Below are 13,926 nucleotides of genomic sequence, written 5' to 3' on the forward strand. Positions count from 1 at the left end.
GTTCGCGGCCGCTCGGCCTGCTCCCTGAATGCCATCGGTTCATTATTTGAACCCTTATTTTGAATATAGACTTGCAAAGAATGCGGATGCCTGTCAAGTTAATTCACACATTAAGTTTCTATCCGAGCGGGAGGCTGGATGGGTACGGTCGGCAAGGCGATTTCACTTCTGGAGCTGTTCACGGCGGACGAGCCCGAGCTCGGACTTTCCGATCTCGCGCGGCGGTGCGCCTTGGACAAGGCGACGACGCGGCGGCTGCTGACGGCGCTGGGCGGCCATGGCTTCGTCGAGCAGGATGCCGGCACGCGGCACTATCGCCTCGGCGCCGGCCTGTCGCGGCTGGCGCGTATCCGCGAAGCCTGCTTCCCGTTCCTGCCAACGGCAATTCCCGTGGCGCAGGATTTGGCGGGTTCGACAACCGAGACGGTGCATCTGTCGGAATTCGGCGTCGACAGGCTGATCACCGTCCATGTCGAGCATTCAAGCTGGGCAAACCGGGTGAACATCGATGTCGGCCAGCTTCTGCCGCTGCATTCCACCGCCTCCGGCATCGCCTATCTCGCCTTCGCCGACAACGCGACCGTGAAAGCATGCCTGACAGGTTCGCTTGAGGCCTTCACCGATCATACCCTCGTCGAGCCGGCCGCCATTTCAAAGTCGATCGGCGAGGCGCGCGACCGCGGCTATTCGATCTGCGACCAGGGCCATGAGGACGGCGTGATCGGCGTCGCGGCTGCAATCCGCGCCGCCGATGGTCTTGCGCTGGGGACAATTGCGGTGGCAGCCCCGAAGGCCAGGACGACACCGGCTACGATCGTGGAACGAGGGCTTGCGGTTGTGACCGCAGCACGGGAGATTTCGATGCGCCTCAATGGCGAAAACCTGCAAACCCTGAGGAGGCAGGCCTGATGTCTGCAGATATGGCGACGCCCCGCATCCTGGTCATCGGCACGGGCGATACCAAGACCGACGAACTGCTGTTCATGAAAGCGTGTATCGAGGCATCCAGTGGCCGCGCCGTGATGATGGATGTCAGCGTGCTGGGCGACCCCGCCTATAGTCCCGATCACGACAAGCATGCCGTTGCGCGGGCCGCTGGCGTGACGATGGCCGAAATCGTCTCGAGCGGCGATGAAAACACCGCCATGACATTGATGGCCGTCGGCGCCGTTCAGCTGGTGCGCCAGCTTCACCAGCGCGGCGAGATCGACGCCTTCATCGCCATCGGTGGTTCGATGGGAACCGATTTGGCGCTCGATGTCGCGCTGTGCCTGCCGCTCGGCGTGCCGAAATTCGTCGTCTCGACCATCGCCTACTCGCACCTCATTCCGCCCGAGCGTGTCGCGCCCGACCTGATGATGATCCTGTGGGCAGGCGGGCTCTACGGCCTCAACACCATCTGCAAGCTGGTCCTTTCCCAGGCCTGCGGCGCGGTCGTCGGTGCGGCGAGGATCGTGCTTGCATCCCGTGCTTCGGCCCCGGCGGTCGGACCGACCATCGGCATGACTTCGCTGGGCAGCAGTTGCCTGCGCTATATGAAGACGCTGAAGCCGGCGTTGGAGCAGCGCGGCTATGATGTCGCGGTCTTTCACACCACCGGGATGGGCGGCCGGGCCTTCGAATCGATCGCCAGCCAGGACCATTTCTGCGCGGTGTTCGACTTCAGCCTGCAGGAGATCACCAATCATCTTGCCGGCTCGGTCGTCAGCTCCGGCGCCGACCGGCTCGAGAATGCCGGCGCCCGCGGCATTCCGCAGATCGCAGCCCCTGGCGCCGTAGACATGGTCGATTTGCCGACCTGGCAGGCGCTGCCGACAAAGTTCGCGCAGCGGCCATTCCATGCTCATAACAGGTTGATCGGCTCGATTACCGTCGATGCCGCCGACCGCCGTGAAGTCGCCAGGACCATCGCCGCCAAGCTCGGTGCGTCGAAGGGGCGCTCCGCTTTCATCCTGCCCTCCGGCGGCATCCAGGAATGGGATGCGCAGGGCGAGCCGCTGTACGAACCCGAAGCCCTCGCGGCGTTCACCGATGAGATGCGCAAGGCCATTCCCGCCGGCGTCGAGTTCCACGAGATCGACGCCCACATTAACAGCGACGAGTTCGTCGGCAAGGCGCTCGAAATCTTCGACCGCTGGGTCGAGGAAGGCATCATCCCGCGCGGCATGCCGGCCAAGGGAGTGGCTGCGTGAGCGCTGTTCCTGCCCAGGCGCTCGTCCTCGATTTCGGCGGCGTCGTCACCCGGACCCTTTTCGAGACCCATGCCTTGACCGAACAGGCGCTCGGCCTCGCGCCGGGAACGCTGCAATGGTACGGGCCGTTCGACCCGGATTCAGATCCGCTGTGGCGCTCAATGCAGGCCGACGAGATCAGCGAGCGCGATTATTGGCGCACCCGCACCAGCGAAGTCGGCCGGCTCGTCGGCGAGGACTGGCAGGCGATGGAGACATTCGTCCAGCGCGCACGCGGAGCCGAGCCGGAAAAGATCGTGCGGCCCGAAGCCGTCCGCGCCATCCGGACCGTGCATGCGGCGGGATTTCGCCTGGCGATCCTGTCCAACGAGCTAGATCTGTTCTATGGCGCCGGCTTCCGTCAGCGGCTGCCGCTGCTCGAGCTGTTCGACACCATCGTCGACGCCACCTATACCCGCATCCTCAAGCCCGATCCGCGCGCCTATGCCTTGGTGACCGAGGCGCTTGGCCTGCCTGCCCGCGCCTGTGTGTTCGTTGACGACCAGCAGCGCAATGTCGATGGCGGCCGTGCCGCCGGCATGCGCACCGTTCATTTCGACGTCGCGCGGCCGGCACTTTCCTATGCCGAGGCCCTCGGCCATTTCGACCTCATCTCCTGAGACATTTGCGGAGCCTTGCGATGCGCGACATCAATTTCCTCACCGAGAAAAACGCCAAGCCGATCTGGCATCCGATGGCACACCCGGCCGAGATGCGGGCCAACCCGCCAAAGGTGATCATGAAAGGCGAAGGCGTGATGGTCACCGACATCGACGGCAACACCGTGCTCGATGCGGTTGGCGGACTGTGGAACGTCAATCTCGGCTACTCCTGCGACCCCATCAAGAAGGCCATCGCCGACCAGCTCAGCGCCCTGCCCTACTATTCCGGGTTTCGCGGCACGTCGACCGGCCCGTCGATCGAGCTCGCTTACGAACTCAGCGAATGGTTCGAACCGGAAGGCATGGTGCGGACCTTCTTCACCTCGGGCGGCTCGGATTCGGTCGAAACCGCACTGCGGCTCGCCCGCCAATACTGGAAGATCCGCGGCCAGGGCGACCGGACAAAATTCCTCGCGCTGAAGAAGGGCTATCACGGCACCCATTTCGGTGGCGCGTCAGTCAACGGCAACGCCAATTTCCGCCGCAACTATGAGCCGCTTATGCCCGGCGTCTTCCACATTCCCGCACCCTGGACCTTCCGCAATCCGTTCGATGAGACCGATCCGGCGCGGCTGGCCAAACTGTGCGCCAAAGCGCTGGAGGATGAGATCGCCTTCCAGGGCGGCGACACCATTGCCGCCTTCATCATGGAGCCGGTTCTCGGCGCCGGCGGCGTCATCGTTCCGCATGACAGCTTCATGCCGCTGGTGCGCGAGATATGCGACCGCCACGAAATCCTGCTGATCGCCGACGAGGTGGTCACGGGCTTCGGTCGCACCGGCGCCTGGTCGGGTTCGCGGCTATCCGGCGTGAAGCCGGATTTCATGACCATCGCCAAGGCGATCACCTCGGGCTATTTCCCGCTCGGCGCCACCTTGATCGGCGCCAAGGTCGCCGACGTCTTCGAGGCCGACAAGACCAGCTTCGGGGCGATCGGTCATGGCTATACCTATTCCGGCCATCCTGTCGGCTGCGCGGCAGGGCTGGCTGCACTTGCCGAGACCAAGCGGCTTCGCCTGGACGAGAACGCAGCCGCGCGCGGCATCGAGCTCGCGGCGACGCTGGAGGGGCTAAAAGCCAAGCACGCGATCGTCGGCGACATCAGGTACAAGGGCCTGATGGCTGCGCTAGAGCTGGTCTCCGATCGCACGACGAAAAAGCCGGTGGACAAGAAGACCATGGCCGTGGTTTCGGAAGCCACTTATGACGCCGGCGTCATGCTGCGCGTGTCCGGCAACAACATCATCCTGTCGCCGCCGCTGATCATCGGCGCCGCCGACGTGGCAAAGATCGGCGAGGCCATCGATGCAGGTCTGTCGAGAACCTGATGGACCCGCTGACGCAATGGAGTTTGGTACGCAATGACCCAATCTGAGAAGAACCCGAGCGAGGAAGCGCTCGTCAAGCGGCGTGCCCGCCTGCTCGGCGCGAAATCGCAATTGTTCTACGACGAGCCCGTGCACCTGGTGCGCGGCGAAGGCGTCTGGCTCTACGATGCCGACGGCCGCAAGTATCTCGATGCCTACAACAACGTCGCCCATGTCGGCCATTGCCACCCGCATGTGGTCGAGGCCTTGTGCCGTCAGGCAAGCCTGCTCAACACCCACACACGCTATCTGCACACCGCAATTCTCGACTATGTCGAGCGGCTGACGGCGACCTTCGATGCAAGCCTCGCCACCGCAATCCTGACCTGTACCGGCAGCGAGGCCAACGACATCGCGCTGCGCATGGCGCAGGCCGCCTCCGGCAATATGGGCATCATCGCCACCGACGCCACCTATCATGGCAACACGGCGGCGGTTTCGCAGCTCAGCACGCGCATGCCTCCGATCCGCGGCCGCGCCCCCCATGTCAGGCTGGTGCCGGCCCCCGACAGCTATCGCCATCCCGATGCGATGGCCAATGGCAAGGCCTTTGGCGACGCCGTGCGTCAAGCGATCGCTTCGCTGGCACAGGACGGCATTGGCCTGTCTGGCATCATCTTGTGTCCGCTGCTCGCCAATGAAGGTTTCCCGGCTCTGCCCACCGGATTTTTCGACGACGCCTTGGCGGCCGTGCGCGAAGCCGGTGGTCTGGTCATCGCCGACGAAGTGCAGCCCGGCTTCGGCCGCACCGGCAGCCATTTCTGGGGCCATCAGCGCGCCGGCTTCGTCCCCGACATCGTCACCATGGGCAAGCCGATGGGCAATGGCCATCCGATCGCGGCCGTGGTCACCACCAAGGAGATACTGGCGACCTTCCGCGACGCTTTCCGCTACTTCAACACCTTTGGCGGCAACCCGGTCTCCTGCGCGGTCGCCAATGCCGTCCTCGACGTCATCGAACAGGAAAACCTTGTCGCCAACGCGCAAGACGTCGGCGCCTATGCGCTTGGCCTGCTGCGCCCGCTGGCCGATCGGCATGAGTGCATCGGCGAGGTCAGGGGGGCCGGACTGTTCTTCGGCGCCGAGCTGGTCCACGACCGCGACACGCGCGAACCGGCGCCCGACATTGCCGAGCAGGTCGCCAATCGCATGCGCCATCGCGGCGTGCTGATGGGCAAGACCGGCATCCACGGCAATGTGCTCAAGATCCGCCCGCCCATGCCGTTCTCGCGTGACAATGCCGACTTCCTGATCGGCCTGCTGGACGAGGTGCTGGGCGAAGTCGGCGGAGTGCCGGCGTGAATCCTGTTTCCACCCAATCCGAGCCCGAAACGGCAGCCGATGTCACGGAGCTCGCCAGGCGTGCGCTCGAACATTGGGGCGTCCGCAACTCTGAGCCGGAACTTCTGAAGCACCGCGAGAACGCCGTCTTCCGCGTGCGGCTGCCGGATGGCCAGCCGGCAGCCATGCGCATCCACCGGCTCGGCTACCACACGGACGCCGCGCTGCGTTCGGAACTGCAATGGATGGGCTTCCTGCAATCCGCCGGCGTCGCCACGCCGTCTTGCGTCGCAACACAGGCCGGCGATCCGTTCGTGCTTGTCAGAACGGCCACCTCGGCGCAGCCCCGGCAGGCCGATTGCCTGAGCTGGCTGGAGGGCCGCGCCGTGGGCGCACGCGGCGTGCCACTGGCCCACACGGCCGACCAGTCGATCCAGATCTTCACGGCGATCGGGCGGACCATCGCCCATATGCACAATGTCACTGCCTCGTGGACGCCGCCCGCGGGCTTCGTCCGCCATGCCTGGGACTTCGACGGCTTCTTCGGTGCGAACCCGGTCTGGGGCCGGTTCGAGACCTCGCCCTTTCTCGATGGTCCTCGCCGCGCGCTGGTCTTGCAGGCGCGCGACAAGGCAGTGAAGGCGCTGTCGGAACATGAGCGCAGCGCGTGCAATTTCGGCATCATCCACGCCGATCTGGTGCGCGAAAATGTGCTCATCCATGACAGCGCGGTGCGCATCATCGATTTCGACGATTGCGGCCATGGCTGGCACATGTACGACCTTGCCGTCGCCCTCTATCAGAACCGCGAGGAGGCGATCTACCCGCTGATCGAAACCGCTTTGCTTGACGGCTACCAGCAAGAGCGTGCGCTGATCCCGCAGGACATCGCCGCATTGCCTCTATTCGCCGCGTTGCGTGCCTTCGCCTTTCTTGGCTGGGTGCAAAGCCGCGTCGAAGGCGACATCACCAGGGATGTCGGCTTGCGGATGTCGACCATCGCAGCCGATGTGGTGATTGACTACCTGCGCGGCGAACAGCCCAACTGACGAGCCGATGAGAGCCGTCAGCTCTTGGCGAAATGGATGCTGACCGTTCCCGAGCTGCCGAAGTCGGCGACGATGGTATCGCCGGGCCGCGCCTCGACCGGGCGCACAAACGATCCGGACAGCACCACCTCGCCGGCCGCGATGGACATGCCGTAGCGGGCGAGCCTGTCCGCCAGCCAGGCAATGCCCATCGCCGGATGGTTGAGCACGCCTGCGCCAAGCCCGGTCTCCTCGACCTCCGCATTGCGCGAGACGATGGCGCCGATCCAGCGCATATCGGCTTCATCGGGTCGTTGCGGCCGGCCGCCGACGACAATGCCGGCATTGGCGGCGTTGTCGGAAATCGTATCGAAGAAAGTGCGCGCCTTCTTTGTCTCGGCATTGACGCGTTCGATGCGCGTGTCGAGGATTTCGAGCGCCGGCGTGATATAATCGGTGGCGTTGAGCACGTCGAAGATGGTCACGCCTGGGCCCCTCAGCGGCGCCTTCATGACGAAGGCTATCTCGGCCTCGACGCGCGGCTGGATGAAGCGGCCGACGGGTATCGTCGCGCCGTCGTTGAAGAACATGTCGTCGAACAGCACGCCCGAATCCGGCGTGTCGATGGCGAGCGCATATTGCATCGCCTTCGATGTCAGGCCGATCTTCCAGCCCTTCGGGGTCAGCCCGGCATCGGTCTTGCGTTTCACCAGCGCTGCCTGGACGCGATAGGCATCCTCCATCGTCGCGTCGGGAAAATCGAGGCTGAGCAGACGGATCTGGCGGCGCGAACGCTCGGCTTCGAACAGCCTTGCCGCGGCATCTTCAACTTGCTCGGGGGTCACGATGCTGCCTCGTCGACGACCCCGTTGCGGAGCACGCCGATGCCGTCGGCTTCGACTTCGATCACGTCGCCCGGCTTCAGCCAGATCGGCGGGTCGAAGCGGGCGCCGGCGCCGGTCGGCGTACCGGTGACGATGATATCGCCTGGCACCAGCGTGGTGAAGGTGGAGACATAGGCGATGATCTTGCGGAACGAGAAGATCATCCGGCTGGTGCGGTCCTGCTGGCGCAATTCGCCATTGACGCGGGTGGTCAGCGCGATGTCGGCAATCTGCGCCTCGTCGGTGAACGGCACCAGCCACGGACCGAGCGAGCCGGTGCGGTCGAAATTCTTGCCCTGCGTGACGTTGAACTTGGCGTGCCGTACCCAATCGCGAATGGTGCCTTCGTTGCACAGGGATAGTGCCGCGATATGGTCAAGCGCATCCCTCTCGGCGATGCGTCGTCCACCCTTGCCGATGACGATGACGATCTCGCCCTCATAGTCCAGCTGCGGCGATTCCGGCGGCCGCACCAGCGGCGCGTCGTGGCCGACGAAGGAGCGGGGGAAGCGGATGAACAGCGACGGGTTGGAAGGCGCGGCCTGGCCGTCCTTGTACTCTTCGTTGCGGTCCGGGTAGTTGACGCCGACGCAGATGATCTTTTCCGGCGACGGCAGAGGGATTTCATAAGCGATGGCGCCGACTGGAAAATCGACGGCGTAGGCTTCGGCCTCTTCCGCCAGCCGCCGTAGCACGCCGGCCTCGATCACTTCGCGCAGCGTCGGCCACTGGCTGTGCCGCGCCGACAGGTCGACGACGCCCTTATCTGTGACCGCGCCATAGCGCGTCTTGCCGCCGACGGTGAAGGTGGCGAGCCGCCCAGGTGCAGTCATCCCGGTCTCCGTCAGGTTCGCGTCTGTGGTCACGGTGCGATGATCGGCGACGCCGTCAAATCCGGTTGGCGTGCGGCCGCGCCGGCAAAGGTGCTGCCCTCCTCGAACCAGCTTTTCGGCGCCGGCGCGCCCCACAGCGTCTGGCGCTGCGGGTCCTTGAGGTCCCACTTGATCGGCTCCAGATCCGGATCGACCGTCTGGTAGTCCGAGCAGTAGATCTCGATGCGGTGATTGTCCGGGTCTCTGACATAGAGGAAGAAGGCGTTGGAAATGCCATGCCGGCCGGGGCCGCGCTCGATATTTGCGAGGTAACCCGTCGTCGCCATCAGATCGAGCAGGTCGATGATGTTGAGCGGTGTCGGCACCCAGAAGGCGACGTGATGCAGGCGCGGACCCACACCGTTGGTGAAGGCGATGTCGTGGACGCCGCCCTTGCGGTGCGTCCAGGCCGCCCACAGCTTTCCGCTACTGGCATCCTCGGTGTATTCGGTGACGCGGAAGCCAAGCTCGTTGTAGAAGGCGACGGACTCGTCGACATTGGGCGAGAAGCAGTTGAAGTGGTCGATGCGCAGCGGCTTCACGCCCTTGTAGAGCGCATATTTCTGATGAATCGGCGGCAGCCTTTCCATTTGGGCAAAGAACTCGAGCGGAATGCCGTGCGGGTCGCGGGTGCGGAAGGTGCGCGACTGGTACGGTCGCTCGACCCACTCGACCGGCAGGCCTTTTGCCTTGAAGAAGTGCTCGGCCTTGTCGAGATCCTCATCCGAGAAAACCTTGAAGCCGAGATCGCGTGCTTCGGCGCTGCCGGCCCTCTTCAGCACGATGCAGTGGTGTCCGCGCTCTTCCAGGGCCCTTAGATAGATGGCGTCCGATGTCTCGTCGGTAACCTGCAGGCCGAGCGTGTCGACATAGAAGGCGCGGGATTTCGCAAGGTCGGTGGCCGCCAGTTCGACATGGCTGAGGCGCACGATGTTGAAGGCGGGATAGAGGTTTGGTTTGGGCAGTGGCATGCGATGTCCTCCGGTCAGCCGCCGAGTTTCTGGATCGTGTGCGCTGAAGTGGCGAAGGCGATGTTCTTCGTCTCCATGTAGAAATCGAAGGAATGGTCGCCGCCGTCGCGGCCGATGCCGGAATTCTTGACGCCGCCGAACGGCGTCGGCAAATGCCGCACATTCTCCGAATTGACCCAGATCATGCCGGCGTCCAGCGCATCGGTGAAGCGGAAGGCGCGGGTAACATCCGACGTCCAGAGATAGCCGGTCAGGCCGTATTGGGTGTCGTTGGCCAGCGCCAGCGCTTCGGCCTCGTCCTTGAAGGAAATGGCGGTCAGCACCGGCCCGAAAATCTCTTCCTGGGCAATGCGCATCCTGTTGGTGGCGCCGGTAAACAGCGTCGGGCTGACATAGCAGCCACCGCCCGGACCGGCGAACTTGCCGCCGCCGGCGGCTACCACCGCGCCTTCCGATTTGCCGATCTCGATATAGGAAAGCACCTTTTCCTCGTGCACCGGATGGATCAGCGGACCAACCACCGTTTTGGGATCGAGCGGATGGCCAACCTTGATGCGCTTTGCCTTCTCCGCAACCAGATCCGTGAATGTGTCGTAGACCGAGGCTTCGACCAGAAGCCGCGACGATGAGGTGCAGCGTTCGCCGTTGAGCGAGTAGATCATGAACACGGCCGCATCCGCCGCACGTTCGAGATCGGCGTCGGCGAAGACGATCACCGGGTTCTTCCCGCCCAGTTCGAAATGCACGCGCTTCAGCGTATCGGCGCCTTGTTTCATGATCATCGAGCCGGTGCGGCTCTCACCGACAAAACCGATCGCCTTGATGTCAGGGTGCTCGGTCAGCGCCTTGCCGGCGTGCTCGCCGAGGCCGTTGACCAGGTTCCACACGCCTTTCGGCAGGCCGGCCTCCTTCGCGATCTCGACCAGCAGGCGAGCGGTCAGCGGCGAAAATTCGGCCGGCTTGTGGACGACGGTGCAGCCTGCCGCCAGCGCCGGCGCGATCTTCCATGTCGACAGCATGAACGGCGTGTTCCACGGCGTGATGATGCCGACCGGGCCGATCGGCACGCGCGTGGTGATGTTGACCTGGCCTGTCGTGCGCAGCGTCTCGCCGTCGCGCGCTTCCGGCGCGCGGTCGGCGAAGAAGCGGAAATTCTCGGCGCCGCGCAGCGCGGCCTTGGCCATGAATTTCAGCGCCTGGCCGGTGTCCATGCACTCGACGAAGGCGATCTCCTCGGCGCGCGCTTCGATCGCATCGGCTATCTTGTGCAGCAGCTTCTTGCGCCCGTCGCCCGGCATGGCGGCCCAGGCCGGGAACGCCGCCTTTGCCGCCTTGGCGGCGCGGTCGATATCGGCGGCGCTGCCACGCGCGACCTTGGCCAGCGGCTTGAGATCGACCGGCGACATGGCCTCGAAGGTCGAGCCATCCACCGCCGGCACCGCTTCGCCGCCGATCTGGTTCAGCACGCCGTCGCGCTTGAAACGGGCCAGATAGGCCTCGGCCTTTTTCAGATTGCCTTCGAGGTCGGACATATCAGCTTCCGTCACTTGCCGCGCAGTCGCGGGTGGATTGCATTTTTCTTCCAGCTCAGGACCGGATCGATTTCCCTGATCTCCAGGGAAAGAGCGAAATGCGGGGTCTCGAACAGGGGGGCGAGGTATTCGCTCACGGCGGAGAAGACCGCCTCCCCGGTTCGTCTCTTGTCCTCGGCACTGCGGCCGGTTCCAATGCGAAACGACATGTCGAGAAAGGCGTTTTCCGGTAAGCTGTCGGCGATCGCATAGGCCTCCGCGCGGAAGGCCCGCACCCGCACCGCGCCGGTTTCAAACAGCCCGGTGCCGAGCACGGTGCGCAACACCAGCGCGCACAATTCGCTCATGTCGACCTTGGCATCGAGGTTGGCCGAATACTCGATGGAAAAGTGAGGCACCGCGTCTCGCTCCCCGTATTGTTCCACTGCTGTAGTTAACGCGTTAATTACATGCAGCATCACTGAAGTCAAGCCTTGCATCCAAGTTGAGGCGACGATACGGGATGGAAAGGTCAAGTTTTGGCGTGCGGTCCCGCCGACCGCCCGCATCATTGGGGACGCTGCTTCTTGCTGCCTGAAAACACCCGTCGTTCTCTGCCGATGGCGCTGCTCCATGCCCGCGAAGTGGTGATGGCGCGGTTTCGTCCAATGCTGGCGGCGCATGATGTGACCGAACAGCAATGGCGCGTGCTGCGCGTTCTGAGCGAGGCCGGCGCTGTCGAGGCGACGGAACTTGCCGATCGCGCTTCGGTGCTGCCGCCCAGCCTGACACGCATCATCAAGACGCTCGAGGGCCGAAAATTCATCACCCGCAACAAGGCGGAAGGCGATGGCCGCCGTGTCGTGCTGACGATCGCCCCGGCGGGTTCCGCCCTGATCGATGCCTTGTCGCCGGAACGCCTCGTCATCTACCGCGACATCGAACAGCGCTTCGGACATGAGAGGCTCGAGCAATTGCTCGATCTGCTGGAGAGCCTGATCGCCGGCGAGAGCTGATTGCTGCGGCTCAGCCGCCAAAGCTGCCAAGCCGCGTCGGCTGCGTGTAATTGCGGTCGACATAGAGCAAGGCCGAGCCGCCGCTGCCGTGCCTGACGTCGATAACGCGGCCGATCATGACATTATGCGTGCCGACGATGTGCACATCCTCGATCTCGCAATCGAAATTGACGATCGCATCGGACAGCGCTGGCGTCCCCGAGGTCAGCGTTTGCCAGCGCGCCGCCGAATAGCGTGCCTCCATGTCCCTGGTCGCGCCGGCGAACTTGCCGGCCAGGTGCATATGGTCATGCGTCAGCACGTTGACGCAGAAGCGCCGGTTGGCGAGAAACATGGCCGCCTGCGTCGAGCGGCCGTTCATGCACACCAGCAGTGTCGGAGGTTCGTCCGACACACTGCACATGGCGGTGGCGGTGAAGCCGCCGCGCCCGGCCGGGCCATCTGTCGTGACGATGTTGACCGGCGCGCAGACCCTTGCCATGGCGTCGCGGAAATCGGCCTTCGAAATCTGCGTGGCCATCTGACATCACCCCGCCGATGAAGCGAGCGGATTGAGCCAGGTATCTCCCGTCCAGCCATTCTCGTCATAGTCGGCCATGCAGGTATCGACCAGTTCTTCCATGGCCTTCAGCCGGCCGCCGCGTTCGGCGCCCTTCAGCACCTGCAGCCGCACCTCTTCCGGCGCACCGGCATAGTTGAGTTCGTAGAGCGCGTGGCGGCCGCCGAACTCGGTGCCGGTCGCGTCCCACAACAGTTTCATGATCTTGATGCGCTCGACATGGCCCATGTCGTTGGAACCGCGCACATACTGCGCGAGGTATTTGTCGATCTCGGGATTGTTGAAGTCGCGCACCGATGACGGCAGGTAGATCAAGCCGGAGGCGATCACCCGGCGCACCGTGTCGATGACGCGCGGATAGGCTTCCGACATGAAAGTCCGGTAGGCAAGGGCTGCTTCCAGGTTGGGCAGGACAGCGCCATTCGCCCAGGGGATCGGATTGTAGGCCATGGCGTTGGAAAAGCTCCAGAACATGTGCCTGAGCGCGATGACCTCGCCCAGCGCCGCCTGGTTGCCGCGGAAGGCATCGCCGCCGGTGGCGCGCAGCGCCTTTGCCAGCAGGCCGGCGAGGAAGTCGAGCTTGACGGCAAAGCGTGTGCAGCCCTGGAAGCAATAGCCATGCATGAAGCCCGAAGCCGGATGGAAGGACAGGATTTTCTGCGCCTCGCGCAGCACCAGCACGTCCTCCCAGGGGATGAAGACATTGTCGAGCACCAGGATGGCATCGTTCTCGTCGAAGCGCGACGACAACGGATAGTCGAACGGAGCCGCCGCCGTGTTGGCCGTCTGCTCATAGGAGACGCGGCAGAACATCTTTACCCCCGGCGCATTCATCGGCACGATGAACATGACCGACAGCGACGGATCTTCGGTGACCGTCGCCGAACTCTGCGCCAGGAAATTGTAGTGGGTCAGCGCCGAGGACGTCGCCACCACCTTGGCGCCGGAGACATAGATGCCGGCGTCGGTCTCCTTGGTGATGTGGACGAAGACATCCTTCACCTGTTCGGCCGGCTTGTGGCGGTCGATCGGCGGGTTGACGATGGCGTGGTTCATGAACAGCACGGCTTCCTGCGCACGCTTGTGCCAGGCGAGCGCATTGTCCTTGAACGGGCCGTACCAGTCGGCATTGGCGCCGAGCGTGTTCATCAGTGCCGCCTTGTAATCGGGCGTGCGGCCCATCCAGCCATAGGACATGCGTGACCACTCGGCGATCGCGGTCTGCTGGGCCGCGAGTTCGCCGGAGGATTTGGCGACGCGGAAATATTTGTGGGTGTAGCCGCCCGAACCGGTATCGGTAGGCGAGGTCAGCGTGCCCTGCCGCTTGGGATCGTGCAGCGCATCATAGAGGCGCGCCAGCGACCGCGCCGAATTGCGCATCGCCGGATGGGTGGTGACATCGGCGATGCGCTCGCCGTTGATGTAGACCTCGCGGCCGTCGCGCAAGCTCCCCATATACTCGGCCCCGGTGAACGGGCGCCCATTGTCGGCACGAAAGTCTTCCGATCGCATGATGTTCCTCCACTTATGGCATCAACTCTAGC

Annotated in this window: 14 protein-coding genes; 7 read left to right on the forward strand and 7 right to left on the reverse strand. The window is 64.1% G+C overall.

From position 1 onward, the window contains the following. Nucleotides 1-138 precede the first annotated feature (138 nt). Genes ACYG9Y_RS19870 through ACYG9Y_RS19895 form a run of 6 tightly spaced genes read left to right on the forward strand, consistent with a single transcriptional unit; the run spans nucleotide 139 to nucleotide 6,590 of the window. On the forward strand, nucleotides 139-909 hold the full coding sequence (locus ACYG9Y_RS19870; RefSeq protein WP_023738354.1) for an IclR family transcriptional regulator: 771 nt from the start codon (nucleotides 139-141) through the stop codon (nucleotides 907-909). Further along, nucleotides 909-2,192: a Tm-1-like ATP-binding domain-containing protein gene (locus ACYG9Y_RS19875; RefSeq protein WP_023738353.1), complete on the forward strand. Its 1,284-nt coding sequence runs from the start codon at nucleotides 909-911 to the stop codon at nucleotides 2,190-2,192. The genes ACYG9Y_RS19870 and ACYG9Y_RS19875 overlap by 1 nt, the downstream gene beginning before the upstream one ends. Then, the gene (locus tag ACYG9Y_RS19880) at nucleotides 2,189-2,851 is read left to right on the forward strand and encodes an HAD family hydrolase (RefSeq protein ID WP_023738352.1); all 663 of its coding nucleotides are present in this window, start codon (nucleotides 2,189-2,191) and stop codon (nucleotides 2,849-2,851) included. The genes ACYG9Y_RS19875 and ACYG9Y_RS19880 overlap by 4 nt, the downstream gene beginning before the upstream one ends. Before the next feature lie 20 nt (nucleotides 2,852-2,871). Then, nucleotides 2,872-4,221: an aminotransferase class III-fold pyridoxal phosphate-dependent enzyme gene (locus ACYG9Y_RS19885; protein ID WP_023738351.1), complete on the forward strand. Its 1,350-nt coding sequence runs from the start codon at nucleotides 2,872-2,874 to the stop codon at nucleotides 4,219-4,221. A 33-nt stretch (nucleotides 4,222-4,254) separates the two neighbouring features. Beyond that, the gene (locus tag ACYG9Y_RS19890) at nucleotides 4,255-5,562 is read left to right on the forward strand and encodes an aminotransferase class III-fold pyridoxal phosphate-dependent enzyme (protein ID WP_023738350.1); all 1,308 of its coding nucleotides are present in this window, start codon (nucleotides 4,255-4,257) and stop codon (nucleotides 5,560-5,562) included. After that, nucleotides 5,559-6,590, forward strand: a complete 1,032-nt coding sequence (locus ACYG9Y_RS19895) for a phosphotransferase enzyme family protein (RefSeq protein WP_023738349.1) — start codon at nucleotides 5,559-5,561, stop codon at nucleotides 6,588-6,590. The genes ACYG9Y_RS19890 and ACYG9Y_RS19895 overlap by 4 nt, the downstream gene beginning before the upstream one ends. Before the next feature lie 17 nt (nucleotides 6,591-6,607). Here the strand turns inward: ACYG9Y_RS19895 and hpaH are convergent, their stop codons facing one another. From hpaH to ACYG9Y_RS19920, 5 genes are read right to left on the reverse strand one after another with little or no spacing between them, the layout of a single operon-like run. After that, nucleotides 6,608-7,417: a 2-oxo-hept-4-ene-1,7-dioate hydratase gene (hpaH, locus tag ACYG9Y_RS19900; protein WP_023749145.1), complete on the reverse strand. Its 810-nt coding sequence runs from the start codon at nucleotides 7,415-7,417 to the stop codon at nucleotides 6,608-6,610. Beyond that, complete coding sequence (locus tag ACYG9Y_RS19905) at nucleotides 7,411-8,286, reverse strand: fumarylacetoacetate hydrolase family protein (protein WP_023738348.1); 876 nt, start codon at nucleotides 8,284-8,286, stop codon at nucleotides 7,411-7,413. Before ACYG9Y_RS19905 ends, hpaH begins: the two co-directional genes overlap by 7 nt. Nucleotides 8,287-8,315: 29 nt before the next feature. Continuing rightward, a complete protein-coding gene (gene hpaD / locus ACYG9Y_RS19910) occupies nucleotides 8,316-9,296 on the reverse strand; it encodes a 3,4-dihydroxyphenylacetate 2,3-dioxygenase (protein ID WP_023704725.1) in 981 nt (326 codons plus the stop codon). A gap of 14 nt (nucleotides 9,297-9,310) precedes the next feature. Continuing rightward, nucleotides 9,311-10,828, reverse strand: coding sequence for a 5-carboxymethyl-2-hydroxymuconate semialdehyde dehydrogenase (gene hpaE / locus ACYG9Y_RS19915; RefSeq protein WP_023704724.1), 1,518 nt, complete (start codon nucleotides 10,826-10,828; stop codon nucleotides 9,311-9,313). A gap of 11 nt (nucleotides 10,829-10,839) precedes the next feature. Continuing rightward, the gene (locus ACYG9Y_RS19920; protein ID WP_023695203.1) at nucleotides 10,840-11,226 is read right to left on the reverse strand and encodes a 5-carboxymethyl-2-hydroxymuconate Delta-isomerase; all 387 of its coding nucleotides are present in this window, start codon (nucleotides 11,224-11,226) and stop codon (nucleotides 10,840-10,842) included. Between the two features lie 201 nt (nucleotides 11,227-11,427). Here ACYG9Y_RS19920 and hpaR point away from each other — a divergent pair, with 201 nt between their 5' ends. Beyond that, on the forward strand, nucleotides 11,428-11,823 hold the full coding sequence (gene hpaR, locus ACYG9Y_RS19925; protein WP_023667826.1) for a homoprotocatechuate degradation operon regulator HpaR: 396 nt from the start codon (nucleotides 11,428-11,430) through the stop codon (nucleotides 11,821-11,823). Nucleotides 11,824-11,833: 10 nt separating this feature from the next. On the opposite strand, the gene ACYG9Y_RS19930 is transcribed toward hpaR, so the two are convergent. Both ACYG9Y_RS19930 and ACYG9Y_RS19935 read right to left on the reverse strand, forming a co-directional pair. Then, entirely contained in the window at nucleotides 11,834-12,343 is a 510-nt protein-coding gene (locus ACYG9Y_RS19930; protein WP_023667825.1) for a flavin reductase, read from the reverse strand. Between the two features lie 6 nt (nucleotides 12,344-12,349). Next, nucleotides 12,350-13,894, reverse strand: coding sequence for a 4-hydroxyphenylacetate 3-hydroxylase N-terminal domain-containing protein (locus ACYG9Y_RS19935; RefSeq protein WP_023738346.1), 1,545 nt, complete (start codon nucleotides 13,892-13,894; stop codon nucleotides 12,350-12,352). Nucleotides 13,895-13,926: the final 32 nt, after the last annotated feature.

Source organism: Mesorhizobium sp. W050, assembly GCF_054719535.1.

What these genes read in the sequence shown, in the direction of transcription:
- ACYG9Y_RS19870 (WP_023738354.1), top strand. Translation starts at nt 139, where the DNA reads ATGGGTACGGTCGGCAAGGCGATTTCACTTCTGGAGCTGTTCACGGCG.
- hpaR (WP_023667826.1), top strand. Translation starts at nt 11,428, where the DNA reads ATGGCGCTGCTCCATGCCCGCGAAGTGGTGATGGCGCGGTTTCGTCCA.
- hpaD (WP_023704725.1), bottom strand. Translation starts at nt 9,296, where the DNA reads ATGCCACTGCCCAAACCAAACCTCTATCCCGCCTTCAACATCGTGCGC.
- ACYG9Y_RS19875 (WP_023738353.1), top strand. Translation starts at nt 909, where the DNA reads ATGTCTGCAGATATGGCGACGCCCCGCATCCTGGTCATCGGCACGGGC.
- hpaE (WP_023704724.1), bottom strand. Translation starts at nt 10,828, where the DNA reads ATGTCCGACCTCGAAGGCAATCTGAAAAAGGCCGAGGCCTATCTGGCC.
- ACYG9Y_RS19930 (WP_023667825.1), bottom strand. Translation starts at nt 12,343, where the DNA reads ATGGCCACGCAGATTTCGAAGGCCGATTTCCGCGACGCCATGGCAAGG.
- ACYG9Y_RS19890 (WP_023738350.1), top strand. Translation starts at nt 4,255, where the DNA reads ATGACCCAATCTGAGAAGAACCCGAGCGAGGAAGCGCTCGTCAAGCGG.
- ACYG9Y_RS19885 (WP_023738351.1), top strand. Translation starts at nt 2,872, where the DNA reads ATGCGCGACATCAATTTCCTCACCGAGAAAAACGCCAAGCCGATCTGG.
- ACYG9Y_RS19935 (WP_023738346.1), bottom strand. Translation starts at nt 13,894, where the DNA reads ATGCGATCGGAAGACTTTCGTGCCGACAATGGGCGCCCGTTCACCGGG.
- ACYG9Y_RS19905 (WP_023738348.1), bottom strand. Translation starts at nt 8,286, where the DNA reads ATGACTGCACCTGGGCGGCTCGCCACCTTCACCGTCGGCGGCAAGACG.